Below are 26,748 nucleotides of genomic sequence, written 5' to 3' on the forward strand. Positions count from 1 at the left end.
CCCTGATAATTTAACTGATTTTAATTCTGACACGTCTGCTGTTAGTGTAACCAGCCACCCTGGTATAAATTAATCACCTCCCAGATATCCCCCTAAAGCTACCATTTTCCCTGTTCATCATCCAAGGCCGACTCCAGGAGAATGAGATCCATCAGCTTATAGTCATCCCTGTTAACCTTGTCTGCTCTCCGGACATCCATGTGCCTTTTATATTTATGAATACTGTCCTCTACAATCACCGCCTGCAGGGGGTCGACCCTCCTGTTATTTCTTCCGATAATGATTGACCGGTAAGGAGAAAACAATATCCTCAGGCTTGCAGGAAGGGGATGGCTGATCAGATCACACCCCTCGTAGACCAGATCCCTAACCTTGATCAGGACTTTTTCAACAGACCCATCTATAAAAAGCACCTTATCCGGGTATTTTTCAACAACTGATGGGTTATTGGTAATGATCATTTCCACCAAGGAATCTCCTCCTTTACCAGGTGACTGTCACCATCTTTCCACCATCTTTTTCCCAACCACCAACCCGAAAAACAGAAGCCAGAAGTCAAAAGTCTGATGAGTTTCCCAGATGGCGGTCACCATTTAGCCCTAGAGTATCCGGCACTATAAGATTCAGTTAAAGGGGACTGTCCCCAATGCACGAAACCGTCTCCTTGGCGGGGCGGAGCCTCCGACCTCCAAACTCACAGGTATCCGTTTTTCTTGAGCAGTTCGATCGATCTCTCTTTATCCTCCGGGGCAACCATAATGATCGGCCCTGTGCAGCCCATTCCGCTCTCGGCATAGATCTTTTCCTTCCATAAAACCTGCACCGCATCTTCGATTTCCATTACTTCGATTCCCGGAATCGCCTCACTGACTATTTTCTTTGGCGGAGGAGCGATATCAATTGCCCCTTCACTCTTTTTAGCCGTATCTACCGGCACTAAAGATTGAAGCAGTTCATTCCAACCGGCTTTTTTAGCTGCGCTGAATTCTGCCCTTGCCTTATCCAAAAGCTTTCCCCTGGCACATTCTGCAGCAAAGCTGATCGCTCCGGCAATTACCGGGGCACCTGAAGCACGGGAGATAATACAAATGATCCGGTCATAGTTCTCTCCTACTCCAGGGCCATATCCAAGGCCAAGGGTCTCGTAGTTCCCACCGCTGCTGTAAGCAGAAAAAACCTTAATCAGCACATTACCGGTCAGGCTGTCGGTAACCATAACATCGGGAACACCCATCAACAGGTCGTTCCCCCTCATCACTACCCCACCATCACTTCTGGCCGATTCGGCGAAAGACAGAGGGTAGCCCGCTTCTTGAAGTTTAATTAAGGCCCTTTCCACCTGCCTGGCTCCGTCAATATTGAGAATCCCCACGGCAGGTTTATCTATTCCACAGGCTTTGGCTGTGGCAATCCCATAAATGGTGTTTCTCAGCATTGCGGTTACCCTTTCAGTAGCAGAAGTACCTGTAGTGGTAGCAAGGAACATCTCTTTTCCTTTGGCAGGTGTAATGACACTTCCCACTGTGGACACCCCGATGGGGAAGGGATAGTGCGCAGTCACTGCAGCATCCAAATCCCCGCTGAGCAGCAGTTCATCCATTTTTGCGTGGGCCTCTTTTTCATCTGCCGCTTCTACCAGTTCTAAATCGCTTTGTACCCCCTGGCCAATGAGCACAACTTCTATATCAGGGTTTTGCTTTGAGGCAAGCTCAGCCCCGGCTGCCGGTTCCCCTGGCCCATGCTCACTTCCCAGAATGGTGAGGCCGACCCTGACCTTTTTATTAAAGGAACCTGTTTCCAGAGCCTCCGCGATATCTTCAAATACTCCAGCAATGGTGTCTCGCATTATCTTTTCGTCCACTATTTCACCTTCCTTTCTCAGGCTCGCCAACCACAGGGACGGTTCTCGCGGCTGCGAACAGGCTTCTATTCCCACTTCCCACATCCCACTTCCCACATCCCACTTCCCACATTTCATTCGACGGTTCTCGCTCTGGTCACCATTGCGATCGACCGCTTAGTTCACCTTCCAGCCCCAGCCAAGCTATTTTCTGAAAGCTTTTGCAAAATCACGCATCGCATCAGCGATCATTAATCGTACTGCATCCTGGTCAAAGCCCGTTTCTGCCTTGCCGCTGTTTTTTTCTATAATCAGGGAAACCCCGTCAAATAGGTTAGTCAATCTTCCCAGGAAAAGGCTGCCTTTGCCGATAATCATTGCCCTGGTTATTTCGCCTTGCAGAATCATCTCCCGGGCATGACCGATAAAAGGAACCCCGGAGGGAATGTGCCCCTGAGTGGGCGCAAAGCCTGGCATACCGAAGCTGTCCACAGCTTTCAATAGCTCTGTTCTTTCTATTTCTCCCCTTTTCACAGCCAGGGCACTGATCATTTTATAGTTTGCCTGGGGCACATTTCCGGCACCGGCAGGCTCCGTAATTTCCGGATTCTGCATCTCCGGAGCATAGCGGTCGATATCTGTGATTTTATAGCCGGCCTTATCCAGAGGGTCGGTGACAATGGCAGTCATTACCGCCTGTGGGGAGGCCCCGGAACCGATCCTGTGGCATCCGATGGCATCTGTTCTGATCACTGGGTTTACACCGTCATTTTCGGAAATATGGACAGCAAAAGAGGCAAGCATATCCTCCAGTGCAGGAACTCCCTTTTTCACATGGTCCCTGGAGTTCATGCCCAGCTTGGCTGTACAGCCGCCACCCACTACAACCACATTGGCATAAATTCCCGACTGTACATAAGCCGCAGCCTCTACCAGCGAGTGGGCAGGGCCGGCACAGAAGCTGCGGGTATCTGAACCTGTGGCATTGATACAGCCGCACATCTCCCCAACAGCCTTGGCAAAGTTGCCGCCACCCCGTTGGTTCATATCACCACATGCCTCTTCTGAGCACTCGACGATGTAGTCGACATCCTCAGGGCTTAGATCTGTTTTAGCCAGCAATAGTTTCATAGCAAGAACAGCTGAGGCTTTGTTGGCTATGTTTCCCAGCATAACTTCTGAGGAGAGGGCTTCATCGAATTCATGGGCTCTTTTTACACAGCCCACCAGTTTGTCGTCAAAATAAAGCGGTTGGGCTGAGTGCTCAGCAACAAGTTTCTCTATTTCCCCAGTGGTGCCGGGTGTTTTATTAAGCTTAATGATATCTTTCATATCATTAAGTATCGGGTGTGCTTGTAATTTTTCTTTAACACCTGCTTGGAAGGACTCTTCCAGAACAACCAGTTCAAAACTGTCAACAATCTTCATCAAACCCAAGAACTCGTCTTCTGGCATGATTTCACCATGCTTTCCGTCACGTGCTCCAGTTACCGGGTTTTCATGCCAGGGACGTGGTATTTGTTTTAAATCATCAGGGGTAATATTGCCGATATAGGTCTGGTTAGGAGGATAGCTGACAGCTTGATCAAAGCTCCTTAAGTGTTCCGGCAGCTTTTGAAGGTGTTCGGATTGTGAGTTTTTATGTCGCTCTGATGTTTGCGTTGTCCCCTGATAAAGGAGCATACCGTTGGCCTGAATCAAGGCATAGGCGGCTCCTCTGATAACTGGATAGTTCATTTATATCACCTCCGTAATTGTCACAAAGGGTAATGGGCGGGCTTGGAATGTGTATATGCAATATCCACGGCAGCCAAGATCAACGGTCTTTACCTCAGTAATGGGGGGCTTGTGATGTGTATAGACCCATTACCCTTTGCAAATCTATATTTTCAGCTGATCAGATTTAATTTCGATAGGTCTTAACTTCATTGACTATCTCGTCAACATCCAGCACCATTTCCATCATGCTGATCTGTTCTTCATAAACATCAGCAGGTATTTCCTCTTTTAATTCAAAGATGTGGTACGCCTTGAGTCCCAACGAGACTCCGGCTAATGGACCTGCATAGGTCGGATCACCTGTAGATACGGTTTCGGCAGCGAGTCCGGAAGCCTCTGCTTCTCCCCCGCCGAGAACAACGATTAAATCTTCGTTGCCGTATTTGTCATTGAGATCCTTGATCCGTGCCTGATTTTCCAGATCCATCGCTCCCGCTGCTGTTCAAACAAAGCATTCGGTAGTTGAAAATACTACCTCAGCACCGGCAGCTTTGATGCACTCTTCGATGGCTGGGCCAGGAATGCCATCGCGGTCACCGAGAATAGCTGCTTTTTTACCCTTCAGCATCTGGTATTGCTCCTTTCTTTTTATATTTAAATAAAACAATATCCAGCATACTTGCACATGTCCTACCGCTGATCTGCGTTTATCCAAAAGCTTTGCACCACTTGCGCCACTTGTTCCTCAAATACATAAAACTTGGTGATCGTTATCCTTTAAATAAACTCTTTTAGCTTGGCTTCTACATCCTCGATACTAATATCTTTGGTCAATTCAGCAACTTTTTCTCCGTTTTTGTAAAAGGCAATGGTGGGCAGCCCCATCACCTTCTGGCTGATGGATAACCTCCTGTTGGCTGCAGCATCGAGCTTGCAGAACTTGGCCTTGCCATCGTACTTTTCCGCCAGTTCCGCAACATAAGGCATCAATTCCTTGCAAGGCTCACACTTGGGGCTCCAGAAGTCAACCACAACTAAGCCCTCAGCTTTTAAAACCTCATCTTCGAATGTTTTTTTATCTACTTCTTTCACTTTGTCACCTCCTCATTTTGCTCATCATTTATTATTCAGGGAATTGAGCTGGCTTATAACAGCTTCCTCACTAAAACCACCGCTAATTTTGGCTGCAACTTCTCCTTTGTAAAAGAACAACACACTGGGGATCTCTTCTATCCCATATCTTTTGGCAACCCTTTCATTTCGATAAGTGTCCATTTTTACTAATTTGACCGAATCGCCTAGCTTATCCACGATCTTTTCCAGCTGGGATACCGCTGCGATACTGGCTTCCACCTGGGGTGCCCAGAAGGCCACCATCACCGGCTTTGCTGTATTTAAAACCTGAGATTTAAAGCCCTCTTCTTCTGCCAGGTATTTTTCTGCGGCAAAAGCAGCTATCGCCCCGTCGCTGGCAGCGGTGATCACCTGCCTGAGGTATTTGTCCCTGGCATCACCTGCTGCATATACCCCTGGAACTGATGTCTCCATGCGTTCATTGGCAATGATATAACCCTGCTCATTCAGTTCCACTTTTCCCTTTACAATATCTGTTTTGGGGACAGTCCCCACAAAGAAGAACACCCCGTTGGTTTCCATTTCGGATAGCTCTCCGGTTTTGATATTCTTGAGGACAACACTTTCCACGATCCCATCCCCTTTGATCTCTTGCAAAACAGAGTTCCAAACCCATTTGATCTTGGGGTTGGCAAAGGCTTTTTCTGCACTGACCTTGTTGCAGTCTAGAATACCTTCATCGTGGATAACAATGATCGTCACCGTTTCCGCAAACTTCGTGATGTACATGGCCTCTTCTATCGCTGCATCACCATTGCCCACCACAACAACATCAAGCTCCTCGAAAAAGTCCGCATCACAGGTGGCACAGTAGGAAACCCCTTTCCCCCGGAGTTCCCGCTCACCTTTGATATTCAGTGTCCTGGGAGCAGCCCCTGGAGCAAGGATGACGATCTTGGAACTATATTTTTTGCCGCTTTTCGTTTTAACAACCTTGATCTCTCCATCCAGATCCAGGTCAACTGCCTCTTCATTTAAGATCTCTGTTCCAAAACTCTCCGCATGCTTAGCCATAGCCTCCATCAAACCTGGCCCGGTTGTTCCCCTGGGGAACCCCGGGTAGTTCTCCAATTCTTCGGTGGTAGCCGCCTGGCCGCCAGGTCTCCCTTTTTGCAAAATGACGGTTTTTAAACGGGAACGTGAGCCGTAAATGCCGGCTGCCAAACCAGCAGGGCCGCCACCAACCACGATGATGTCGTATGCTTCGGACAAGTGTTACTCCTCCTTTCAGGGTTTCATGATAATTATCATGCAAAACTCATTCCAGACTGCAACACGCTCTGATGAACCATTTGTATTCCTTTAAAATATCCTGCGTATTAAATAATAATATACAACGCTTATTAGAAAAATCCTTCTGCATACTTATTATTTTTTTAATGAAATATGGAATGCATTCGATAATACTTTGTTAGAGATGTCGCCAGTTCCAACTTGGAATTAAGGCATCACTGCACCAAATTGATGGCTTGTAACAATTGCTCCACCCCTTCCAGGGCGCTAATACTCAGATTGAATGGGAAACTTGTTCTGGGGAAACTAATACACCTCATTGCATTCTGGGGCGAAACCCCACCTGATACAGCATCTATAAATAAAGGGCTGCCCCAAAACCACGCTTGGGACGGCCCTTTATTATTAAACGGGAGGCTGTGGTTAGCAGTTAATTAGTCTGCCGGTTGTACAGTTACATCGGTTTTATCAAGATCTATGGAGCCCATATTCGATTCAGTAACAGCCGTTGGTTCAACAACTACATCGTTATTGAGAGCGCGTGTGATGGAAAAGAACATAGCGATCATAAAGAGTAAAAAGGGCAGTGCTCCGACAATTGATGCGGTTTGTAGTGCGGTTAGCCCCCCTGAAAGCAAGAGTATCAGAGCCAAACCCCCTTCGAGGCAGCCCAGAACAACTCGCAACCATGTTTTCGGGTTTTCATTACCATATGAACAATACATGGCATTAACAAATGTTGCGGAATCTGCTGATGTAATAAAGAAGATAGCAATGACAAACATTGCGATAACCGACAGCAATGTGGTTCCAGGCAGGTTCTGTAACAGCCCGAACATTGGGCTGGCGGTGCTGGCATCTAACATCGGTTTAAAGTCAAAAATACCATAGTGCTGGAGGTAAAGTGCATTACCACCCCAGACACACATCCAGGTAGCACAGATCAATGTAGGAACAATCAGAGAACCCATGATGAACTCCTTGATGGTTCTACCCCTGGAGATACGAGCGATAAACCCTCCTACAAATGGTGCCCAGGCAATCCACCATGCCCAGTAGAAAACCGTCCATCCCCCGACCCATGCTCCATCATTCAGATAATTTGTCCATGTACTCATGGGGATAAAGTTTTGAAGCATCTCACCAAGGCCTGTTGTTAAAGCATTCATAACAAACCGCGGATTGCCTAAAACAAATACCGCAACCAGGAGAAACCCGGCTAATATAAGGTTTGTATTGCTGAGATATAAAATACCTCTTTTGATACCTGTTACTGCGGAAATGATGAAACATCCTGTAAATACGATCACCAGCACACCATAGATAAGGTTTGAGACAGGAAATCCAAATACACTGTTTAACCCCTCAGCAACCTGCATTACCCCTAACCCGAGAGAAGTAGCCACTCCTAAAAAGATGGCAAATATAGCTGTAAAATCCGCGACAGGCATGAGCCACCGGTGTTTCCCGACCAGTGGTTCAATAACAGAACTGATCAGAAAGGGGCGTTTTAGATTATAAGCAAAATACCCCAAACACATTCCCACAAAAGCATAAACCACCCAGGCGCTCAAGCCCCAGTGAAAGAAAGAATAGCGCAGGGCAATTCCAACTGCCCCATCTGATGCCGCTTCACCAATAGGAGGAGAGAAATAGTGGCAGAGAGGCTCGCTAACTCCCCAAAAAACTAATCCGATGCCCATTGCAGCCGCAAAAAGCATTGCAAACCAGGCCATAGTGGAAAACTCGGGTTTTTCATCTTGGCCACCTAATCTGATCTTACCCCATTTGGAAAACATGATGATGATCATGGCGATAACAAACAAAAAAATTACTATTAGAAAGAACCATCCCAGGTTAGAAGTGATAAAAGCAAGTGCTGCACTGGTTGCTGCCTCTAAACCTTTCGGGGTTATGATCCCCCATACCACTAGAGCACCGATAACAATGGAGATTACAATTAACATTATTTGATCAATGCCTTTTTTCCCTGTTGAACTAGAATCCATACCGCTTCCCCTTTCGTTATGTTTTTCCACTAAACCTTACACAAAATTTGCAAAACATTAACGAGAAGCCTAACCAATTACCATCCCTGGGTCTGCACACCTCCTTTTTGCGATACCAGAACAGAGGTGCAAAAACAATGCCAAGAGAAAATTGTGTATATAGCGGATCTAACTCAAGTGGGTAAAGAGTACCGGTGATAACCGTTTCATACTTTTGTGCATAGATTTTGCTTTTTGCATGCCAACAGACTGGGCAGTGATAAATACGTTGGCACTTTCTTTGGCAAGTAATTAATCTCCCTGCAGATCGTCCTGCGATCAGGAAAGCACAGCAACACCCTTTATTATTCGAATTTACCTGAACGGTAAGCTCCCAGGTAATTGCCGCAGTAGCTGTCACGCCCGACAAGGGTCTCAGCTATAATAATGTTAGCCATCATCTGCTTATCCAGGGGGTTGATAATTAAACCATCCAGACCACGGCTGATCGCCAATACGGCAAAATTTTGGTTTATTTGTTTGCGCAGTGGCAGGCCGTAAGAGATGTTTGACAGGCCACAAATGGTGTGCACCCCTTTAAATCCAGTCATGATCCCTGCAACTGCATCTAAAAATTCGATGCCAAAGCTGTCTTTTGTGGACACCGGCTGCACCAGTGGGTCTACATAAATGTTGTCCAGTGGAACATTATTCCGGACGAGCTCATTGATCAGCTTATCTGCAATAGCCAGCCTTTCATCAGCAGTTTCCGGCATACCCTGATCACTCATGCACAGTGCTACTACCCTTAGATCAGAGCCGGCAATAATGGGCATAATCGCCTCAAAACGCTCTTTTTCCAGTGAAATAGAGTTAATCATAGCAACCCCATCATGTACAGCCAAAGCCTTTTCAATGGCTTTGGGGTCAGGACTGTCGATACAACAGGGTGCATGATCAGTGATTTCCTGCACAATTTGGACAAGCCATGTTAAATATTCAGCCTCTTTGCCAACAAAGATGCCGGCGTTCACATCAATGTAATCTGCTCCTGCTTCCAATTGATCCAGTGCAACCTTCTGAATAGCTGATCTATCCTGCGCTTTGATGGCATCACCGATAGCTTTTCTGCTTGCATTGATCAGTTCTCCAACTACCAACATGTTAGGTATCCTCCTTGATCAGTTTTTGGTTTCCATCACATTTCACTAACAGCCCGCCAGATCTACAAAAAACTTCTCCTTTTCTTCTTCTCTTTCCCATTCCGGGCGTCCAGCAGCAGTAACTTCGATCCTGGTTTCAATATAAACATCACCATTATCCAACATGCTGGCACGGGCATACACATCTTCGTGATTAACAACCAACTCAAACTCTTTTGCTCCAGCTTTTTGTGCCGCCCTTGATGCATGCCTCTTCGCGTCGTCCAGAGCGTAAGCTACAGCCTCCTGTAGATCCTCAAAATATTTTCTCTCCCAGGGGGCATGCATCAGATATGTGCCATCTTTTTCTCCCGGCTTGATCAGCACTTTAACTGTCTCCATAATCTTTCCAGCGGCAACTCCCACTGCATTGGCCACTTCAGCATGTTCCGGGATGATCAGATCAGTATTCAGTTTTTCAGCCACCTGGGGAAGCCAGGCAGCTATAGGAGCTCCAATACCTATAATGGGCATATTGAGGCTATATGAACAGTCAAATTTCTGGTCCTCGGCAGGTGATAGGGCTTTATTGATCATATACATGACCGTCGCGTCATCTTTCAGCCAAATTTTTTGGCCTTCATAACTCACCATACTCTGCAGACAGGTATAACAGAGTTCATTTACAATCCTTTCTGCAGCAAGCTCAACAAATTCATCTCGACCCACACCGATCCGAGAGGCTAAAATATCCACTCCTTTGATTGCCGCTTCCCTGTTCCACCGGTTATAGGCACCATTAACATGCAAAATATCGGTGGGGGTCACAGATATTCTGGCTATAACACCCATGTTAACCAAATGCTGAAGATCTAACAGGTTGGGGTCTGTCTCTAGAAACTGGGTTAGATAATAGAGACTGTGCGGACACCCCTGCAGTGCCTCTATGACCCTCTCTTCCTGATCAGTGATCTGTTCAGCATGAGATGGTCGTTTGAGGAACATAAAACAGTCTGTAGCCTGAGCAAACATCAGATTGTAACCCTTTTCAAAAGTTATGTTAAGCTCATCAACAAGTTGTGGAAATTGGTCAGCAACTACAGACAATGGCCAGACCCTCTGAGGCCCTACCTGGATTTGGCCTTCTCTGTTAATTTGTATATAACTGTCTCCTCCCATGCCATAGGTATAGATCTGTGCCGCTTGCACCCTGGTTAACCAACCGCCCACAGAGGCTCCTTCCTGATCAATAAGGGGGATTCCATTTTTCAAAACTGCAATATCTGTAGTGGTTCCCCCCATATCAAAAACCATTGCATCCGGGGTATCGGTCAGGAATGTCCCACCAATAATGCTGGATGCCGGTCCGGAAAGGATGGTTTCAATGGGCTTTTCTCGTGCCATCTCTTCGCTCATCATACACCCATCACCCTTAACCACCATGATGGAGGCATCAATGTGTTTCTCCTGCAGCACCTTTTTTTACTGATTCAAGCAATTCATCTATAATCGGAATTAATTTGGCATTAAGCACTGCAGTGACAGTTCTTTCCTTAAACCCTAATGACGTTGTAAGCTGATGGGCACATACCACCGGTAGATCTATCATCTCATGTACCATTTTCATTACTATAAGTTCATGTTCCGGATTCCTGACACTCAAATAACCGGAAATGGCAACAGCATCTACCTTTCCTTTCAGGTCAATGATGGCCTGGCGTGTTTTTTCAAGATCAAGCTCTTCACGCTCCTGGCCTTTAATGTCATGACCTCCAGGAAGAACTGTGAAATGTTCTACAGGTAATGTGCCAATTGGCTCATGACCAAGCATCAAAAGGCCGACCTCACACCCACGCCCTTCCACAATAGCGTTTGTGGCCAATGTGGTTGACAAAGAAACAGCACTGATGTCTTTTAATCCTTCAAATTTTAAGTTGTTGATACAGTTGCGAATACCGATGGACAAATCCTCGCGAGTGGTTAATGCTTTAGCCTTATTTAGTATTTCCCTGTTCTTAAGCTCCACAACCACTCCGTCTGTATATGTACCACCGGTGTCAATCCCCAACACCAGTGACATTATTCTCGCCTCCAGCCTAAAAAATCATGATCAACGGCTGCCCGTATTAAAATACAGGCAGCCCCATTGATCCCCTCTAAATCCTTAATCCTCACCAGGCATATGGCCCACTGCGTTCTCAACAATATCTCTGATCTTGGCAGCTAGATCTTTTGGCAGTGGCTCTGGTTCGTGATAATTGATGATATCACGCACTTTTTCATTAGCCACCTGGGTTAATGTTTTGCCGCCTGCCTTTTCCCAAATCTCCCGCGCAGCTCGACTGATCAACTTTGGTTGGAAGTTCCTACAGCACTCCTGCTCCTCACCCTCATCATCGAAATCATCGAAATCATCGAAATCATCCAATAATTCGTCAGCACAAGACTGATCACTGAATTTACCACCAGGTCCGACACTTTCGATAAGATCCAGAGCAAGGGTTTCCTCGTCAACACGAATACCATTGGTTAATCTCCTGGCCATACCCAGGACCTCGTCACAGATTACCACCAGATCCAGGTTGGATGTTGCTCCCTGTTCTGCATAACCGATATCATGGTTTAGATTAGCACCGGACATATTGGTCATCGCTATAGAGATAGCGGCCTCTATACCTGCCTGCTCATCGATGATACAGGAGTCTGTACAACCGGCAGTACCAAACATCGGAATGCTCAGATAATGTGCCACATCTGCCAGAGCAGCCAGCAGCAGTGACAGCTCAGGTGCTCCATAGGAGAAGATAGTGGTTGTCATATCCAAAATGGTGTAAACACCACCCATAATAAAGGGGGCACCTTCACGGGTACACTGGCTGAGCACCAAACCGCTCAAGCTTTCACATAATCCCTGTACCATAACCCCTGCCAGAGTTGCAGGAGCGGTTCCTCCAGCCATAATACAGGGGGTATAAATTGTGGGCAGATCCTTTTTTGCTCCCATCACCAGTTTTTGGGCGGCTTCACGGCAGTGTACACCCGGGGAAATCGGCTCTGCATAGAGGCAGATAAAGGGATTCTTGCGCAGCTCTTCTTCACCACCGGCGACAATTTCCGCCATTTTGATGCAGTCTGCCTGACCCCACTGGTCAACGCAAACAGTAATAATTGGTTTATCTGTGTGTAGAATCTGCTGCTCAAACTCATGCCTGTCGGAAATTAACAGTGGTACATCCTGGACAATCCCCAACGACATGGCATAATCGATATTGGGCAGAGCATCAAGAAGCTTGGTTGCCCAACCAACTGACTGCCTGGTGGCACGATGTCTTTCCCCGGTAAATGGGTTTCTGGTAAATGGTGTACATGGCCCGGACCCAAAGTAGGAATTATGCCCTTCCACAAACAACTCTCTGGCACCGGTGCGGCTGTTGCAGAGCACAATATGCTTCTGGCAGGTTTTCAATGCCTGCTCAAATATATGTGCAGGCACCCTGACCCTTGTGCCTTCTACCCAGCAGCCTGCTTTTTTCATTATCTCCAGGGATTCCTCGTCATGGAAGTTGGTTCCTGTTCGCCACATGGCTTCTTCCGCAGCCAATACTAATTCCTGGCACTGATCAGGTGTTAAAACATTCATCCTGGTACTTTGATTAGCCTTTATGTTGGATCTGATCGTCAACTCCAACACTCCTTTCCCTGTAAGATGATTAGCTTAACAATGCATTGCAGAGATCTACTGCTGAAGCTGCATCTGGAGCAAATCCATCTGCACCCACTTCATCGGCAAAATCCTGGGAAATAGGGGCGCCGCCAACAATGGCTTTGACATGGCCCAGCCCCTCTTCTTTCATCAGTTCAATGGTATCCTTCATATGCAGCATTGTGGTTGTCAGCAGTGCAGACATCCCCATAATATGAGGCTGATGTTCTTTGATAGCATTGACAAAGCTTTCAGGAGACTTATCTATTCCGATATCAATAACTGTATAGCCGCTGCTTTCCAGCATGATTCCCACCAGGTTTTTGCCGATATCGTGCAGGTCTCCCTTGACAGTGCCCAACAAAACCTTGCCTGCAGAAGGCATATCAGTCTCTGCAATCAAAGGCTTGACAATTTCAATGCCCTGGCTCATAGCCTTGGCTGCTACCATCACTTCCGGCACAAACATTTCACCGTTTTTGAAACGGACACCGACAACATTCATCCCTGCAATTAAGCCCTTGTTGATGATATCCAGAGGAACGGCTCCCTCATCGATAAGAGCCTGTGTCATTTTCTTCGTTTTTGCCACATTCCCTCTGATAACACATTTGGAAAGATTTTCTATAGTTGCCATGTGATAAACCCTCCCTTTTTAAGTGGTTAAATTATAAACCTGCTTCAGCTTTTTCTATGATCCCTTTTAATTTTGCCGCTACATCTTCTGAGAGTTTTTCCGGCTGGTGTGTCTGAAGAATGCTCATGGTTTGTTCAGTTGCCCGCACACCCAAAGATTTAGAACCAGCCTCAGTCCAGTCTTTAAGGCGACCCCTACTCATTAAAGTTGGCCACCAGAATTCATTATGGAAATATTTCAATGTGTGTTCTTCACCCAGATAGGCCCCACCAGGCTGTACAGCATCAATCACACCTCTGGCAAGTCTTTCTTCATTGACCTCAATACCCTGGATGATTTTCCTGGTCATTCCCACAATTTCGTCACCTATCAACAGCATTACCAGCGAGCCTGTTAACCCATACTCTAATTGTCCACAGCCATGAATCATATTGGTGCCTGCCAGGCCCATATGCAGCATAGAAAAGGCCTCTTCCAAACCCATTTGGGCATCACTGATCTTGCTGTCACTGGCACCGGCAAAACCGAAACTGGGAATCCTCAAAAAGCGAAGGAGATTGCTCATCCCTGTTCCCACCAAACTCACTTCCGGGGCACCCCAGGGAAGGATACCATTTTCTTGATCATTTATTGTAAAAATGCCTCCAGCGATAATTGGTGTCCCCTGACGAACCAGCTGGCTTAGCAGTACTCCTACTAAAACATCAGCCAGTGCTACCACAAGTGCTCCTGCAGGGGCAGCCGGTGCACTATCCCCTAAAATCAGTTTTGTATTGTATATAAAAGGTACCCCATTCTTTGCTGCAAAAATGACCTTGGCCAGGGCATCATCAGAATGAACCAGTGTTCCGTCAGCATCAATCAGGAATACGAAGAATGGGTTTTTCTGCAGCTCCCTTAAGTCTCCGGCAACAGCAGCACCCATCTCCAAAATGGCCTGGGCTTGTTCGACACCATGAATATATTGAATAATCGGTTTTGTAGTATTGGTCAGCAGTGCTTCAAAAACATGCAGGTCCGCTGATGCCTCATTAACATCACTTGGACACCCATTGCTGAGAGCAAAATCGATGTTTTGCAATGCATCACAAATAATACCGACAGCTGCAACATCATCTTTGACAGGTTTTCTTCTTTCACCTGTTTGGGGATCAAGAACAAAAGAGTTGCCCTGCCCCGGCCCATAATAAGAGCAGGTGGTTTCCACCCTCAATGCCCGGTTACCATTGCGGTCGCATAATGTAACTCTGGAAGGAGCGGTTTTTGCAGCCCATTCTGTCAATGCAGATGGGATTCTAACCCTTGTTCCATCCAGCCAGCAGCCAGCCTTTACCATTATCTCCTGGGCGTCTTTGTTGAGAATCTCCGCTCCTGTACGTTCCAATAACTCCAGTGCAGTCATAAAGATTTCTTCACACTGATCATCACTGAGCATTTTCCAGTGTATGGTTTGATTTACTTCGAAGCTTGCCCGGGTGAAATTACTTCTTGTTGTGTTCACAATTCTACTCTCCTTTCGACCCTGAAAAGTTTAACTTAAGAGCACATTGCAGAGGTCTCTGCTGAAACTGCATCTGGTGCGAAAATATCAGCACCACTACACCAGAAGAGTCTGTGAAAAGATGCCGCCATCAACACAGCATATTCTTTCCCCCTCCCAAATCATTTAGGTAGGCTTCCCCCTTAGCAGGGATAAATTAATAAATCCAAAGTAACAGAACATCCGACAATCATATAAAGCAATTATTGTGCCAACAGGCACTGATCAGAACACATCATAAAATCCTTTTAGTTTACTATTCAATCCTCAACAGCAGATTGATCAGTGCAAAACAAGATGGCAGTTTGCTGCAATCCCAGATTGCAGACTGATTTTGCACACAATAAAAAGGAAATGAGGGTATCAACCCTCAATCAAATCATATTTTTTTATTTTTTTATGACCATGGCACTCTTTTTGCATTTAATTATTTTGTAGCTTCTCTAGGAGGGAACAACAGTTGTCCAATAAATTTATTGGATATCTCTATATTGCAATAGCAGCAACTCTTTGGGGATCATTTAGTGTAGTCTCCAAAGTATTTTTTAATAACGCATATTTTAACCCTATACAAATCACCCAAATTAGAGCACTGACATCCGGTGTTATCCTGTTTATAATTTTGTTTGCAGTCAATAGGGAAGCACTAAAAATAGATATAAAATCCCTGGGCGTGTTTTTTTTTATTGGGTGTTGTCATCATACATGTACAGCTATCCCTCTTCTTTACCATAAAGCTAACAGATGTTTCTATAGCGAGTTTCCTTCAATATTTAGCGCCTGCTCTGATTTTTGCTTATTCTGTTGTCTTTCATCAAGAACCTGTTCACTCCAAGGACATACTTATTCTGGGTCTGGCCATAGCAGGCATCATATTTCTAATCGCATCCAGCTGCCAAAACAACCTTAATATGTTTGGGATCATCTCGGGATTATGGACAGCTGTTGCCCTGTCTATTTATACAATTTACAGCAAATTTGTAGCACAGAAGCACAATCCCTGGGCAGCTTTGACCTATGGGATGCTTTCCGTTTCTCTGCTGTTATTGGTGGCATTTCCACCATCTATCAAGGTTTTCGACGGTTTCCCCTATAATACTACCCTGTTTCTTCTGTATATCAGTCTTTTTACCATGATCATCCCCTATGGCTTATTTTTACTGGGGATGCGTTTCATAAAACCGCATCAAGCAAGCATTACTGCCACACTGGAACCTGTTGTGGCCTTAGTTTTGTCAGGCTTATTATCACTGGAACTCCTTACCCCGATCAAACTAATGGGGTGCCTGTTCATCATCAGTTCTGTTATTCTACTGGCTTATCAAAATATCACTAACAAAGAGCAAAATGAGAATAATTCAGGTTAAAGTCAAAGTGGCTCTGTTGATATTATATTTTTTCAATCTGTACTGCAGACTCTGTCTGCTGATACCGAGAATCCTGGCGGTTCTGGATACATTCCACTCTGTTTCACCTAAAATTTTAATTTATTAAACTTTTTTCCGTGGAATTCCATTTTGTTGTTTAAAATTATAATTTGATTTTTTATGGTTGTTTTGGTAATCCAGTTTGCGAAAATCATCATCAAAGACAACTATATTATTTACATGATCATTATTTATGCAGCTATCCTGCTGCCGTTCATATCCTTCAATAATATAATGCGGCAGATGATCTAATGTAATATAGCTGCCATCCTCTACAACCACCATGGCACACTCAAGAACATGTTCCAATTCTCTAACATTGCCCGGCCAATGGTAATTGAGGAAGCATTTCATGACCTCAGAAGAAATGTGTTTTACTGATTTATTGAATTTCTGGTTATGCTTCCCTATAAAAAATGAAGTCAGCATAGGGATATCATCCTGTCTTTCTTCTAAAGGGGGGATTCTGATAGATACAACTGCCAGCCGGTAAAACAGATCCTGTCTTAATGCCTTATTCTTAACTGCTTCATTGGGGTCTGTGTTAAGGCTGGAAAGAATACGCACATCAACAGATATATCTTGAATGCCTCCCACACGGCGTATACTCTTATCCTGGAGAACCCTCAACAATTTGGCCTGAAGCCCAAGAGGCATGGAGTTTAATTCATCAAGAAAAAGTGTGCCTCCATTGGCCTGTTCAAATAACCCGGGGCGGTCGATGGCACCGGTAAATGCCCCTTTTACTGTGCCAAACAAGATGCTTTCCAAAAGAGATTCGGGCAGAGCTGCGCAATTAATCCCAATAAAGTGGCCGTTTTTCCGATTACTTTGGCTGTGAACGCTCTGGGCAAAAAGCTCTTTTCCTGTTCCTGTTAATCCATAAATAAGAACACTGGAATCTGTTTCTGCAGATATCTGTGCCCAGCGGATTGCTTCCTTGAATGCGGCATTATTGCCGATTAAATCTTTAAATGTATAGTAAGTATTATTACTTTTTGCTTTTACTGCAGGAGCCTTCACTGTCTGGCCATTTGGCGGGCTGTTATAAAACTGCAGAACCTTTTCTGCAAGGTCCTTAGCCTTTGTTGTATCCCTGCAGATAGCCACAGCCCCGATTATTTTGTCATTGACCTTTAAGGGATAGCCATAGGTAACAATATTGACCGCCTGACCTACCATATTGATATAATATTGATGGCGATCAGGAACATCCCCTTTTGTGTTGAGGGCCTGCATGAGCACACTGCTTTCATTATCTAAATTAAAAACCTCAAGGGGGTTCTTATGATAAACATCATCTTTTGTTACATTATCTATTTTTTCCTGAGCTTTATTAATATAAACAATGTTTCCTTCTTTGTCTGAGATAATAACACCATCAAACAATGACTCCAGAGCCTGCTCATATCTCTGCTTCATATCAGTAATCTGCTTAATTTTTTTTCTTTAATTTTTTTTGATTCTGTGATATCAGTTAAGAGGATAGATGTATGTGTTTGGCTGTTGATCCGGTGTTTTCTAGTCTTTACTTTCAATGTAACAAAACGATTGTTGTTATCTATTACTTCGATACATCGCTCATTATTTAAGTCCAGCCATGGAAATACATCTTCTAAGGGGAGGCCATTAATATCACTGCTGCCATCCGCGGCTGACCTGCCGCGGCCGTTTTTTCTTCAACCCTCTGAGGAAGCCAGCGATAAAGCAAACTGATTGCTGTATAAAACCCTGTTTTCTTCATCAACAACTATTAATGCGCGATCCTCACAGTCATCAAAAATTTCCCCGGCTACTTGAGTTATCAAGTTCATATGCCCTCCTTTTAACTGTGATAACAACCGAGCATTTATATGGTGTTTATGAAAAGATTGGTAAGGACTGATCTGCATGGTATTAGAGTTGTGAAGCATGTTCTGAGGTATACTGGTAGTGGTATGCAGCATATATAAAGACATATAATGCTCTCTAATCATAGTTATTATTCGACAATATTTTTTAATTTCCTTTTTATTACGACAAAAAGGGGCGTTACCACATAAAGCCAAATAATGCCCCTTTTTCATTACATAGTTTGTTAATAGGCCATTTCTTGAACTGTCAACTGACAGGTATTTTGTTAAGCAGTCAGTTGATCACACAGCGCAATTGCTCCACCCGCTGTTTCCGACCACCCATCAGCTCCTATTTCGTTCGCCCAATCATTAGTTGTGGGGCCGCCACCGATAATCACTTTATATTTACCTCTGAGTCCTTGCTCTTTCAGGTGATCCACAAGTCTCTTTTGCTCAGGCATTGTTGTTGTCAGCAGTGCGCTCAAAGCGATAATATCCGCCTCAACCTCTTCTGCTTTTTCTGTAAATGCAGCAATATCCTGGTTGATTCCTAGATCATAAACATCATAACCCGCAGCGGTCATCATCGCTGATACTATATTTTTTCCAATATCGTGGATATCTCCTTTGACCGTACCGATGACGATCTTGCCCTTAACATCCCTTTTGATGCCTTCTGCCTCAGCTTTGGCGAGTTCGGGGCCAAGTATATCCAGGGCAAGCTTGAGGGTGTCTGCACCCATCATGACATCCGGTAAAAACATTTCTCCTTCAGTCCACAGTTTGCCCAGTTCTTCAATGCCTTTAATTAATCCATTTTGAACAGCCTCAACAGGATTGAATTTTTCCTCTAAAACTCTGTTGCACAAAACCTCAACCTCATCCATGTCGCCATTTACTACAGCTTCTTTTAATTCAGCTAATAACACAGGTATCCCCCTTCCTTATTTCAGAAGTTCTTCTTTTCTGGAATTAATATAGGACTGTAGTTCTTTCTGCAGACCTTCATCCAGTCCGGGATCTTCATAATCGGCTACCATCTTCTGGCATAACTGATGTGCTCTGTCTTCAGTGTTCAAACTCTCAATTGCCCATCCTTCATATGACTGTCTATCACTCAGCATGGGTTTCCTAAATTCGGTTTTATGGTGTATCCGGGTGTGTTTCTGATTGAGGAAGTGATTGCCGGGGCCAACCTTACTGACAACATCAAAAGCAAGGGATTGTTCATCGATCTCTATGCCTCTTCTAAATCTGCGCAGGATTCCGGCGATTTCCGCATCCATCACAAATTTCTCAAAGGACATGCATAACCAGTACTGAAGAATTCCGGCGGTATGGAGAATAATATTGGTGCCGGCTGAAACAGGAGCCATTAACATTATTGCAGATTCATAACCTGCCTGACCATCCACGGTCTTTGAGTCTGTAACGCCTCCACCGCTGCGGCAGGGGACTCCATAGAATTTTGCCATCTGTGCTGCAGATGCAGCCATCAGTCCCGCTTCTCCATTAGCAATGGATACCGATCCGGAGTGCATATCAGTGACCGATGAAGCAGAGCCATAGATAACCGGGGTGCCCGGACTCACTGTCTGCGCAAGAGTTATACCAGCAAGAACCTCGGCGTTCTGCACTGCCATGCAACCGGCAAGTGTTGCGGGGCCCGTTGAGCCAGCCATCACCAAAGAGGCAATGATCACCGGCTGGTTCATTATTGCGTACTCCAAAAGAGCACCGGTCTGCCGCTCATCCAACTTCAAGGGGCTGATGGTGTTGATCAAGGTAATTACTGCCGGTTTTTCTTTCAATACATCCCTGCCTCCGAAAACAGCAGCAAGCAGTTCTATGGTATCCTTTGCGCCATCAGTTCCGTAACTTGAACCCATCGGGCATTTGGTGCTGTAGCGGAGATGGGCATACAATACATCTAAATACCTTACTCTATCATCAAGATCATTAGGTTCCACCAGCATACCACCGCTGATGTTAATATCTTTGGCAACATGGGCAAGCTTTAAAAACTTCATATAATCGTCCCAGTTTGTTGCTCTTCTTTTGCCATTTTCTATGATGAAGGGAGCACCATAACCAGGAGCATAAACCAGATTACTGCCACCTATCTGAACGTTGAACTCCGGGTCACGCGCATATACAGTAAATTCCTCTGGGGCTTCAGAGACCTTTTTTTTCTACAAAATCGGGGTCAAAAAAAACACGATTCCCTTCTACCTTCTGCCCTGCATTCCTTAAAATATCTATCGCTGGTTGATACTCGATCTCAATACCAACTTCCTGCAAAAGTCTTAAAGAGGAATTGTGGACATCCATGATATGATCCTCGGTTAAGACACGTAACGAAACCTGAGATGCCATCCTTTACTCCTCCAATCTTATGCTTTTTACACAAACAGTTGCAGCCAAGCACCCTTTAATCTATTATCTGTTTTTTTTGTCCCAGCAAACAGCCTCCCTTCTAATCCAACTAATCCAACCCGCCGGACTGCTGCATCAGCTTTTTTGGCAGTTAGTCAGAATGGAATAGATGACCAGTAATTTGCAGTAAATTACTACAAAAACACCATACATATATATTAAGCAAAACTTATGCCAACCTTACACATGGGGGATTTGAGATCAAGGGTTGGCAGTTAACGCTTCTTTCAATTAGTTTTATGCGGGAGCTTTGCATGCATTCTTTGTTTGCACTGCAAAAACGGATGGCACCTTAAATAACCAGTCAGATACTGAAAAGAAGTGAATCCACATGGTTAGCCATGGGGGGGCAGGATTTGATCAAGTGGGAACTCCTGGAACACCTGCTGAGAGGCGCGCGGTTAACATGGGTGAAGCGGAAGTCAAGGGCATTTAGCCGTTCATACCACTGACATCATTTGATTTTGGTGGCTGCTCATTTGCCATTGGAAAGAAGAGATGACCGAAAATGGATCAGAAGAACCGTCCCTGTGATCCTGTGATCCATCTATAGAAGTTCCTGCCTGATTTTCTCGACAAAGACGTCAATATGCCTTTTGGCTTCCTGCTCAGCCTTGTCTGCATCTTTTTCTTTGAGAGCTTGTACGATTTCCGGCATGGTATCTAGAAAGAGATGAATGTCTGTGATATCTTTTTGGACATAAAACCAGAGGCGTTCGGTGTGCATGTGGAGATTATAAAGAATCTCTACAAGGCAGGGGTTTTCACAGCTTTCAAAGACGGTTTCATGAAACTTTTCATCTTCCATAATTATTTGTTTATAGTCTTTTTCAATATCATAATTATTAATTCTTTCAATAGTGTCTTCTAGATTTCTGATCTGTTCGTCAGTTATTCTGTCTGTCGCCAATCTGGCTGCAAAGCCCTCCAGTTCCCGATCTACTTCGAACACTGACTTCATATACTTAAAATCGATGGGTGCTACTTGAGCACCGTACCTGGGTATGATATTCATTAAATTGGTATTCTTTAGCTGCTCGAATGCTTTCCTTACCGGTGTCCTGCTCAATCCAAACTCACTTGCTATATCAGCCTCATTAAGAACCTCCCCGGGGCTGTATTCCAGATGTACTATCCTTTTTTTGAGTATTTCAAAAAGTTGATCAGACTTGATCTCTTCAGCCAACCTTAACACACTCCCTTGAATATTTCTCTCTGCTATAATCTTACTATAAATTTCAGAAGAAATAAACATGAATTATTTTAGTAAAATACCCATGATAGACTCACCTCAAATCCCCAATCGTCCGCTATCTGGCTTAAGGTTAAGGAAGGCGGAAGCCGAAGTATGCTTCCAAAGCACGGCTTGATCCGTTATCTGGCATCAGGTTTAAGGGAAATTCCCGGGAACACGTAACGAGGAGTGTATAAACCCGCATAAATATTGGAAAGTGACATCGTTATGAGTTTTTATCATAACGTGGTTTTTAATTTTAAAGACAGCTGAGGATTTAAACCCTTGATTTTATTGGATTTTAGCTGGATCCTCGTTATGAATCGGCAGGAATCCAGGGGTTAAGGGAGAGCAATAAAACACATAAAAGAAATAAAAAAAGCATAAAACCACAAATAAGACTTGGGATTTATACTTCTTTAATTTGGCGGGAGCGTGTGGGAATCGAACCCACCGAAGACGTGTCAGCCACGCCTCCCACTGGATTTGAAGTCCAGGCGCACCACCAGGCACAAGCCGCCCCCACTAGGATTATATTTTATCATAAGAATAGGTGCGAGTCCACAAAAGAGACCTCGGCAAGTGCGAAATCCCTGTGTCACACACCACTGCTGCCAGCTCTCATTTTACGCGTGCCCTTTCCAGGAAGCGGAGCGCACGGTGATACCCTGTTCTTTCAGGGCTTCGACGATATTATCAACATCTTTGGTGCGCAGCTGCAGTACGAGATTCGCCTTGGCCGCTTTGTCGTGAAAAACAGCCAGATGAGAGATGTCTCCGCCATTTTTCCAGACGATCTCTGAAACCTTGACCAACATCCCCGGTTTATCATCCAGTTCCAGGTCGAGCCTGGTTCCAGAATCTCGCAGCCCCATCATCTCTATAAAGGCATCGAAGATGTCACTTTCTGTGATAATCCCCACCAGTTTTCCATCTTCTAACACAGGTATTGCCCCGATCTGGTGATCACGCATGACCAGAGCGGCCTTCTCCAGGTAGTCATCGGGAGAGATGGAGATCACCTGCTGCTTTTTGATGACAGCTCCAATCTTGGTGCGGGACAAAAGGTAGTTTAACTCGAAAACACTCAAAGAAGTTGCCGGTGAGGGAGAAACCTCGCTTAAATCCCGGTCTGTAACGATCCCCACCAGTCTTCCGCGGTCCAAAACAGGCAGGCGCCGGAAATCTCCTTCCCGCATCAAAGCCAAAGCATCAGCTATGGTGGTCTGCGGGGTAATGGATACAGGATCCTGTGTCATTTTATCACGCACACGCATTAAAACCGCTCCTTTCTATAGTAAACTTTCAGTTACAATAACTTCCCAAACCATACGCATGAGTTGTAACTGACCAGATTGAGGATTACCCGCCAACCTGGAAAATAGAAGTCAGAATCCGGAAGTCGGAAGTCCGAAGTATCAAGGAACTGCCTTGTGCTGCTAAAGGGTGGTACCTTTGGCTGAAACACATTGCCGGCCATCCAGATCAAAAGAACCGTCCCATCGATCAACCCGGGGTGCAGGTTCCCACTTCTCAATTAGCAGCCATGGGAACCGTCCCCTTGGCCGGTCTTCCCACTTCTCAACCTCCCAGGTACGCCTTTTTGACATCTTCGTTCATGGCCAGTTCTTTTGCTAGGCCATCCAGTACGATCCTTCCTGTCTCCAGGACATAGGCGCGGCTGGCGACCTGTAGGGCCATGCGGGCGTTCTGCTCCACCAGCAGTATGGTGGTCCCCTCTTCGTTAATTTCACGGATGATGGAGAAGATCTCCTTGACCAGGAGGGGTGCCAGCCCCATGGAGGGCTCATCGAGAAGCATCAGCTTCGGTCGTGTCATCAGAGCACGCCCGATAGCCAGCATCTGCTGCTCCCCACCGCTTAAGGTCCCGGCAACCTGGCCGATGCGTTCTTTGAGGCGGGGGAAGCGATCCAACACATCATCTAAATCCCGCTTGATCCCCCTGGTGTCTCTCCTGATATATGCCCCTAACTCCAGGTTTTCCAATACAGAGAGGTTGGCAAAAACACGGCGCCCTTCGGGCACCTGGGCAATTCCCTTTTTTACTATATCATGCGCGGGCACTTTTGTGATATCTTCTCCCTGAAAGGAGATTCCTCCAGAGGAGGCCTTGACAACCCCGGAGATCGCCCTCAGTGTGGTGCTTTTTCCGGCTCCATTGGCTCCGATGAGGCTGACGATCTCGCCTTCACCGACTGTGAGGTTGACGCCTTTCAGTGCCCAAATAGCACCATAGTGGACATTGAGATCTTCTAAATTCAGCAGTGTGGCTACTCCCATGCTGCCACCTCCTCATCTCCCAGGTAGGCTTCAATGACTTTGGGGTTCTGCTGGATCTCCTGGTGTGTCCCCTCAGCGATCAGAGAACCATAGTCTAAAACCAGCACCCGCTCACAGAGCCCCATCACCAGGGACATGTCATGCTCGATCAAAATGATCGTCAGCTTGAATTCATCCCGGATCCACCTGATCAGACCCAGGAGATCCTGTGTCTCCTGGGGGTTCATCCCTGCAGCAGGCTCATCGAGAAGCAGGAGTTTTGGGTTGGTGGCCAGTGCCCTGGTAATCTCCAGGCGGCGCTGCTCCCCATAGGGCAAATTTTTAGCCCTCTCCTGGGCAAGTTTTTTCAGATCGAAGATTTCCAAATACTCCAGTGAAACCTTTTCTATATTCTCCTCGCGGCGGTAAAAAGGAGGTACCCGCATAAAGGCGGGGATCAGCCCATAATTTTCCACCACCTGGTAGGCAATCTTCACATTATCCAGCACTGAAAGGTTGCCGAAGAGGCGAATGTTTTGAAAGGTGCGAGCCATGCCCATTTTGGTGATCTGATGGGGATGCCTGCCCCTGAGGTCCCTGCCGTCAAAAACAATACTCCCGCTGGTAGGCTTATAGAGGCCGGTCAACAGATTGAAGACCGTGGTCTTCCCCGCCCCATTGGGCCCGATCAGTCCCACAAGTTGTCCCTCTTCCACATCCAGATTAAAGTTGTTGAGGGCGATCAAGCCACCAAATGCTTTAGTCAGTTTGCTTACTTCCAGAAGCGGCATTGAAGACACCCCCCAACTTTTGGAATGTGCGCAGGGTAACTTCCTTTTCACCAAGCAAGCCCTGCGGGCGGAAAACAGCCGAAATGATCAAGAGTAATGCATACAGCACCATCCGCAGCTCCGGAATCGCCTGCAGAAAAGCGGATGCAGTGGTAAGCAGCACAGCCCCCACAACAGATCCGGTCAGGCTCCCCAGGCCGCCCACCATGACCATCACCAGCACATCAAATGTAAGCATAAAGCTGAACTCCTTGGGCTGAATGATCGTGTAATAATGAGCATAAAGAACTCCCGCAAGCCCGGCCAGTGCTGCCCCGACCACAAAGGCCAGGACCTTATAATAGGTGATATTAACTCCCATCATCTGGCTGCCAGGTCATTTTCCCGGACCGCCAGACAGGCACGCCCATGTGATGAACCAATAAAGTTCTTAATCGAGAAAATTTCATTCTAAAAAACTCATTGAAATCAAGGTTTTGAAGGCCTAAAATAAAGGCTTCACCCCAACTTTTGCCGAATTATAAGGTAAATCAAACCAAATAAAGCAAAAGTGGAAAGGGATGAAGCTACCTTGTATATTCGACAACAGTGCCTGATTTCCTTCGAAGATGCATTAAAAATGCAACCTGAAACTAGACTGGAAAAGATTTTTAGCACCCTTGATTTGAAACCAATAATATCCAGGCTACCCAGAAAACATAATGGACCTCGAGGATACAATGCCAAATACAAACTAAGAGCATTAATAGCTGCAAAGATAGAGCAAATACCGACAATGGCTGCATTGGTCAGAAGGCTAAAAAATGACCCTGTATTTCGGTACATATGTGGATTTGGCGTAATTGCAAGCGTACCAAGTGAAGCAACTATGAGCAGATTTTTAAGAGAACTAACAGAAACAGGTATTCTGAAAGAACTGTTTAATTCGTTTGTAAATAAAGCCGAGCAAATGGGGGGTTATTGACTGCACCTCTATTGCAATAGATTCCACAAAAATTGAGGCTTATGAGAAAACCAAGCCTAGAAAGTATGTATCGCAAAACGGTAAAAGCGCTGACTGGGGCGTCAAAAGAAACACTGATGGCAACACTGAAGCCTGGTTTGGCTACAAAGTGCATGCTGCTGTGGACACAAAATCAGAGTTACCAGTAGCTATCACCGTAACACCGGCCAATGTCCACGATAGTGAAATAGCTTTAAAACTGGTTAAAAAGGCCAGCAGCGTTTTGGTTAAATCACCCAAGTTCTACCTGATGGACTCTGCGTATGACTGTAATGACATTTACGAAACCATAAAGAATGACTTTCACGCCCAGGCAATCATAGCTCTTAATCTTAGAGGGACCAGGCAACCTAGAGCTGGCTTTGATTTTGATGGGACACCTATTTGTTCCGCAGGGTTTCGGATGGTTTACTGGGGCAGCGATAACGGAGTTAACAAGTTTCGTTGTCCCTACGTACTTGATAAAGCTGAATGCCCCTTTGGTACCGACTGGTGTTCAAGCTCCAACTATGGAATGGTGATAAAAACTAAAATTGAAGATGACTCAAGGCTGTTCTGCAGCCCCCACAGGGGGACCAAGAACTGGCAAAAGCTATATGATGAAAGAACAAGCGTTGAGCGCTATTTCGGCAGACAAAAGAAGCATCTAGGTTTAGAAAGCATTACAGTTCAAGGGTACATAAAAAGGTAGAAACTTCACGCCTACCTTTGTGCAATAGCGCTGATAGCTACAGTAACAGCCGTACAAATAACAGCCTGAAAGAAGAACAAAAAAGACAGCTTTAATTTCTAAATCAAAGAAACAC

The 26,748-nt window shown here is 45.5% G+C and carries 24 protein-coding genes, 1 tRNA gene and 4 pseudogenes; 4 read left to right on the top strand and 25 right to left on the bottom strand.

The features are described from left to right. Positions 1-98: 98 nt before the first annotated feature. The 13 genes from SSCH_RS15605 to SSCH_RS15665 all read right to left on the bottom strand — a co-directional run bounded on the left by SSCH_RS15605 (position 99) and on the right by SSCH_RS15665 (position 14,897). Positions 99-461: a GrdX family protein gene (locus tag SSCH_RS15605; protein ID WP_044666302.1), complete on the bottom strand. Its 363-nt coding sequence runs from the start codon at positions 459-461 to the stop codon at positions 99-101. A 233-nt stretch (positions 462-694) separates the two neighbouring features. Next, positions 695-1,978, bottom strand: coding sequence for a glycine/sarcosine/betaine reductase complex component C subunit alpha (grdD, locus tag SSCH_RS15610; RefSeq protein ID WP_232294536.1), 1,284 nt, complete (start codon positions 1,976-1,978; stop codon positions 695-697). Between the two features lie 66 nt (positions 1,979-2,044). Further along, complete coding sequence (gene grdC, locus SSCH_RS15615) at positions 2,045-3,577, bottom strand: glycine/sarcosine/betaine reductase complex component C subunit beta (protein ID WP_044666292.1); 1,533 nt, start codon at positions 3,575-3,577, stop codon at positions 2,045-2,047. Positions 3,578-3,743: 166 nt separating this feature from the next. Next, positions 3,744-4,187: a glycine/sarcosine/betaine reductase complex selenoprotein A gene (grdA, locus tag SSCH_RS15620; RefSeq protein ID WP_084711253.1), complete on the bottom strand. Its 444-nt coding sequence runs from the start codon at positions 4,185-4,187 to the stop codon at positions 3,744-3,746. A gap of 149 nt (positions 4,188-4,336) precedes the next feature. Continuing rightward, the gene (gene trxA / locus SSCH_RS15630) at positions 4,337-4,651 is read right to left on the bottom strand and encodes a thioredoxin TrxA (protein ID WP_044666294.1); all 315 of its coding nucleotides are present in this window, start codon (positions 4,649-4,651) and stop codon (positions 4,337-4,339) included. Between the two features lie 24 nt (positions 4,652-4,675). Further along, positions 4,676-5,905 (bottom strand): thioredoxin-disulfide reductase, encoded by a 1,230-nt coding sequence (gene trxB / locus SSCH_RS15635; RefSeq protein WP_044666295.1) that lies wholly within the window; start codon positions 5,903-5,905, stop codon positions 4,676-4,678. A gap of 455 nt (positions 5,906-6,360) precedes the next feature. Next, positions 6,361-7,935 carry a BCCT family transporter gene (locus tag SSCH_RS15640; RefSeq protein ID WP_052835751.1) on the bottom strand — a complete coding sequence of 525 codons (1,575 nt, stop codon included), beginning with the start codon at positions 7,933-7,935 and terminating at the stop codon, positions 6,361-6,363. Positions 7,936-8,279: 344 nt separating this feature from the next. Beyond that, a complete protein-coding gene (locus SSCH_RS15645; protein WP_044666296.1) occupies positions 8,280-9,077 on the bottom strand; it encodes a methyltetrahydrofolate cobalamin methyltransferase in 798 nt (265 codons plus the stop codon). 45 nt (positions 9,078-9,122) lie between these two features. Beyond that, a complete protein-coding gene (locus SSCH_RS15650; protein ID WP_198142552.1) occupies positions 9,123-10,499 on the bottom strand; it encodes a hydantoinase/oxoprolinase family protein in 1,377 nt (458 codons plus the stop codon). 10 nt (positions 10,500-10,509) lie between these two features. Next, positions 10,510-11,136, bottom strand: a complete 627-nt coding sequence (locus tag SSCH_RS19670; protein ID WP_198142553.1) for a hydantoinase/oxoprolinase N-terminal domain-containing protein — start codon at positions 11,134-11,136, stop codon at positions 10,510-10,512. Between the two features lie 84 nt (positions 11,137-11,220). Beyond that, positions 11,221-12,738, bottom strand: a complete 1,518-nt coding sequence (locus SSCH_RS15655; protein WP_052835752.1) for a trimethylamine methyltransferase family protein — start codon at positions 12,736-12,738, stop codon at positions 11,221-11,223. Between the two features lie 28 nt (positions 12,739-12,766). Then, on the bottom strand, positions 12,767-13,396 hold the full coding sequence (locus SSCH_RS15660) for a cobalamin B12-binding domain-containing protein (protein ID WP_044666297.1): 630 nt from the start codon (positions 13,394-13,396) through the stop codon (positions 12,767-12,769). Between the two features lie 31 nt (positions 13,397-13,427). Further along, positions 13,428-14,897, bottom strand: coding sequence for a trimethylamine methyltransferase family protein (locus tag SSCH_RS15665; RefSeq protein WP_052835753.1), 1,470 nt, complete (start codon positions 14,895-14,897; stop codon positions 13,428-13,430). Between the two features lie 499 nt (positions 14,898-15,396). Between SSCH_RS15665 and SSCH_RS22155 the strand changes: the two are divergent. From SSCH_RS22155 to SSCH_RS15670, 3 genes and pseudogenes are all read left to right on the top strand, one after another. Beyond that, positions 15,397-15,588: pseudogene (locus tag SSCH_RS22155) on the top strand (EamA family transporter); the annotation flags it as partial. A gap of 25 nt (positions 15,589-15,613) precedes the next feature. Beyond that, a pseudogene (locus SSCH_RS21285) lies at positions 15,614-15,808 on the top strand (EamA family transporter); the annotation flags it as partial. Between the two features lie 9 nt (positions 15,809-15,817). Next, complete coding sequence (locus SSCH_RS15670; RefSeq protein WP_408645752.1) at positions 15,818-16,303, top strand: EamA family transporter; 486 nt, start codon at positions 15,818-15,820, stop codon at positions 16,301-16,303. Here the strand turns inward: SSCH_RS15670 and SSCH_RS22160 are convergent. The 12 genes and pseudogenes from SSCH_RS22160 to SSCH_RS15715 all read right to left on the bottom strand — a co-directional run bounded on the left by SSCH_RS22160 (position 16,295) and on the right by SSCH_RS15715 (position 25,303). Then, positions 16,295-16,423: a helix-turn-helix domain-containing protein gene (locus SSCH_RS22160; protein WP_084711254.1), complete on the bottom strand. Its 129-nt coding sequence runs from the start codon at positions 16,421-16,423 to the stop codon at positions 16,295-16,297. The two genes, SSCH_RS15670 and SSCH_RS22160, sit on opposite strands and share 9 nt — an antisense overlap. A gap of 3 nt (positions 16,424-16,426) precedes the next feature. Continuing rightward, the gene (locus SSCH_RS15675; protein ID WP_052835754.1) at positions 16,427-17,785 is read right to left on the bottom strand and encodes a sigma-54 interaction domain-containing protein; all 1,359 of its coding nucleotides are present in this window, start codon (positions 17,783-17,785) and stop codon (positions 16,427-16,429) included. Between the two features lie 257 nt (positions 17,786-18,042). After that, positions 18,043-18,171 carry a hypothetical protein gene (locus SSCH_RS21290; protein ID WP_269746226.1) on the bottom strand — a complete coding sequence of 43 codons (129 nt, stop codon included), beginning with the start codon at positions 18,169-18,171 and terminating at the stop codon, positions 18,043-18,045. A 311-nt stretch (positions 18,172-18,482) separates the two neighbouring features. Continuing rightward, positions 18,483-19,127, bottom strand: a complete 645-nt coding sequence (locus SSCH_RS15680; RefSeq protein ID WP_198142554.1) for a cobalamin B12-binding domain-containing protein — start codon at positions 19,125-19,127, stop codon at positions 18,483-18,485. A 15-nt stretch (positions 19,128-19,142) separates the two neighbouring features. After that, positions 19,143-20,324 (bottom strand): annotated as a pseudogene (locus SSCH_RS15685) (trimethylamine methyltransferase family protein); the annotation flags it as partial. Positions 20,325-20,373: 49 nt separating this feature from the next. Then, a complete protein-coding gene (locus SSCH_RS21295) occupies positions 20,374-20,574 on the bottom strand; it encodes a trimethylamine methyltransferase family protein (RefSeq protein WP_269746227.1) in 201 nt (66 codons plus the stop codon). Between the two features lie 607 nt (positions 20,575-21,181). After that, on the bottom strand, positions 21,182-21,820 hold the full coding sequence (locus tag SSCH_RS15690; RefSeq protein ID WP_052835756.1) for a GntR family transcriptional regulator: 639 nt from the start codon (positions 21,818-21,820) through the stop codon (positions 21,182-21,184). A gap of 473 nt (positions 21,821-22,293) precedes the next feature. Next, positions 22,294-22,392: transfer RNA gene (locus tag SSCH_RS15695), tRNA-Sec, on the bottom strand. A 102-nt stretch (positions 22,393-22,494) separates the two neighbouring features. Continuing rightward, positions 22,495-23,145: a CBS and ACT domain-containing protein gene (locus tag SSCH_RS15700; protein ID WP_044666299.1), complete on the bottom strand. Its 651-nt coding sequence runs from the start codon at positions 23,143-23,145 to the stop codon at positions 22,495-22,497. 304 nt (positions 23,146-23,449) lie between these two features. Continuing rightward, positions 23,450-24,169, bottom strand: a complete 720-nt coding sequence (locus tag SSCH_RS15705; RefSeq protein WP_044666300.1) for an ABC transporter ATP-binding protein — start codon at positions 24,167-24,169, stop codon at positions 23,450-23,452. Further along, on the bottom strand, positions 24,160-24,939 hold the full coding sequence (locus tag SSCH_RS15710; protein ID WP_044666301.1) for an ABC transporter ATP-binding protein: 780 nt from the start codon (positions 24,937-24,939) through the stop codon (positions 24,160-24,162). The genes SSCH_RS15705 and SSCH_RS15710 overlap by 10 nt, the downstream gene beginning before the upstream one ends. Beyond that, entirely contained in the window at positions 24,908-25,303 is a 396-nt protein-coding gene (locus SSCH_RS15715; protein WP_232294537.1) for a branched-chain amino acid ABC transporter permease, read from the bottom strand. Before SSCH_RS15715 ends, SSCH_RS15710 begins: the two co-directional genes overlap by 32 nt. A gap of 207 nt (positions 25,304-25,510) precedes the next feature. Here SSCH_RS15715 and SSCH_RS18545 point away from each other — a divergent pair. Next, positions 25,511-26,702 (top strand): annotated as a pseudogene (locus SSCH_RS18545) (transposase). The last annotated feature ends 46 nt before the right edge of the window (positions 26,703-26,748 follow it).

Source organism: Syntrophaceticus schinkii (genome assembly GCF_000946815.1).
GTDB classification, from domain to species: domain Bacteria; phylum Bacillota; class DSM-12270; order Thermacetogeniales; family Thermacetogeniaceae; genus Syntrophaceticus; species Syntrophaceticus schinkii.

Coding starts and splice junctions, on each gene's coding strand:
- SSCH_RS15605 (WP_044666302.1), bottom strand. CDS start 461: ATGATCATTACCAATAACCCATCAGTTGTTGAAAAATACCCGGATAAG.
- grdD (WP_232294536.1), bottom strand. CDS start 1,978: ATGAAATGTGGGAAGTGGGATGTGGGAAGTGGGATGTGGGAAGTGGGA.
- grdC (WP_044666292.1), bottom strand. CDS start 3,577: ATGAACTATCCAGTTATCAGAGGAGCCGCCTATGCCTTGATTCAGGCC.
- SSCH_RS15640 (WP_052835751.1), bottom strand. CDS start 7,935: ATGGATTCTAGTTCAACAGGGAAAAAAGGCATTGATCAAATAATGTTA.
- SSCH_RS15645 (WP_044666296.1), bottom strand. CDS start 9,077: ATGTTGGTAGTTGGAGAACTGATCAATGCAAGCAGAAAAGCTATCGGT.
- SSCH_RS15650 (WP_198142552.1), bottom strand. CDS start 10,499: ATGGTGGTTAAGGGTGATGGGTGTATGATGAGCGAAGAGATGGCACGA.
- SSCH_RS19670 (WP_198142553.1), bottom strand. CDS start 11,136: ATGTCACTGGTGTTGGGGATTGACACCGGTGGTACATATACAGACGGA.
- SSCH_RS15660 (WP_044666297.1), bottom strand. CDS start 13,396: ATGGCAACTATAGAAAATCTTTCCAAATGTGTTATCAGAGGGAATGTG.
- SSCH_RS15675 (WP_052835754.1), bottom strand. CDS start 17,785: ATGAAGCAGAGATATGAGCAGGCTCTGGAGTCATTGTTTGATGGTGTT.
- SSCH_RS21295 (WP_269746227.1), bottom strand. CDS start 20,574: ATGGCATCTCAGGTTTCGTTACGTGTCTTAACCGAGGATCATATCATG.
- SSCH_RS15700 (WP_044666299.1), bottom strand. CDS start 23,145: ATGCGTGTGCGTGATAAAATGACACAGGATCCTGTATCCATTACCCCG.
- SSCH_RS15705 (WP_044666300.1), bottom strand. CDS start 24,169: ATGGGAGTAGCCACACTGCTGAATTTAGAAGATCTCAATGTCCACTAT.
- SSCH_RS15710 (WP_044666301.1), bottom strand. CDS start 24,939: ATGCCGCTTCTGGAAGTAAGCAAACTGACTAAAGCATTTGGTGGCTTG.
- SSCH_RS15715 (WP_232294537.1), bottom strand. CDS start 25,303: ATGATGGGAGTTAATATCACCTATTATAAGGTCCTGGCCTTTGTGGTC.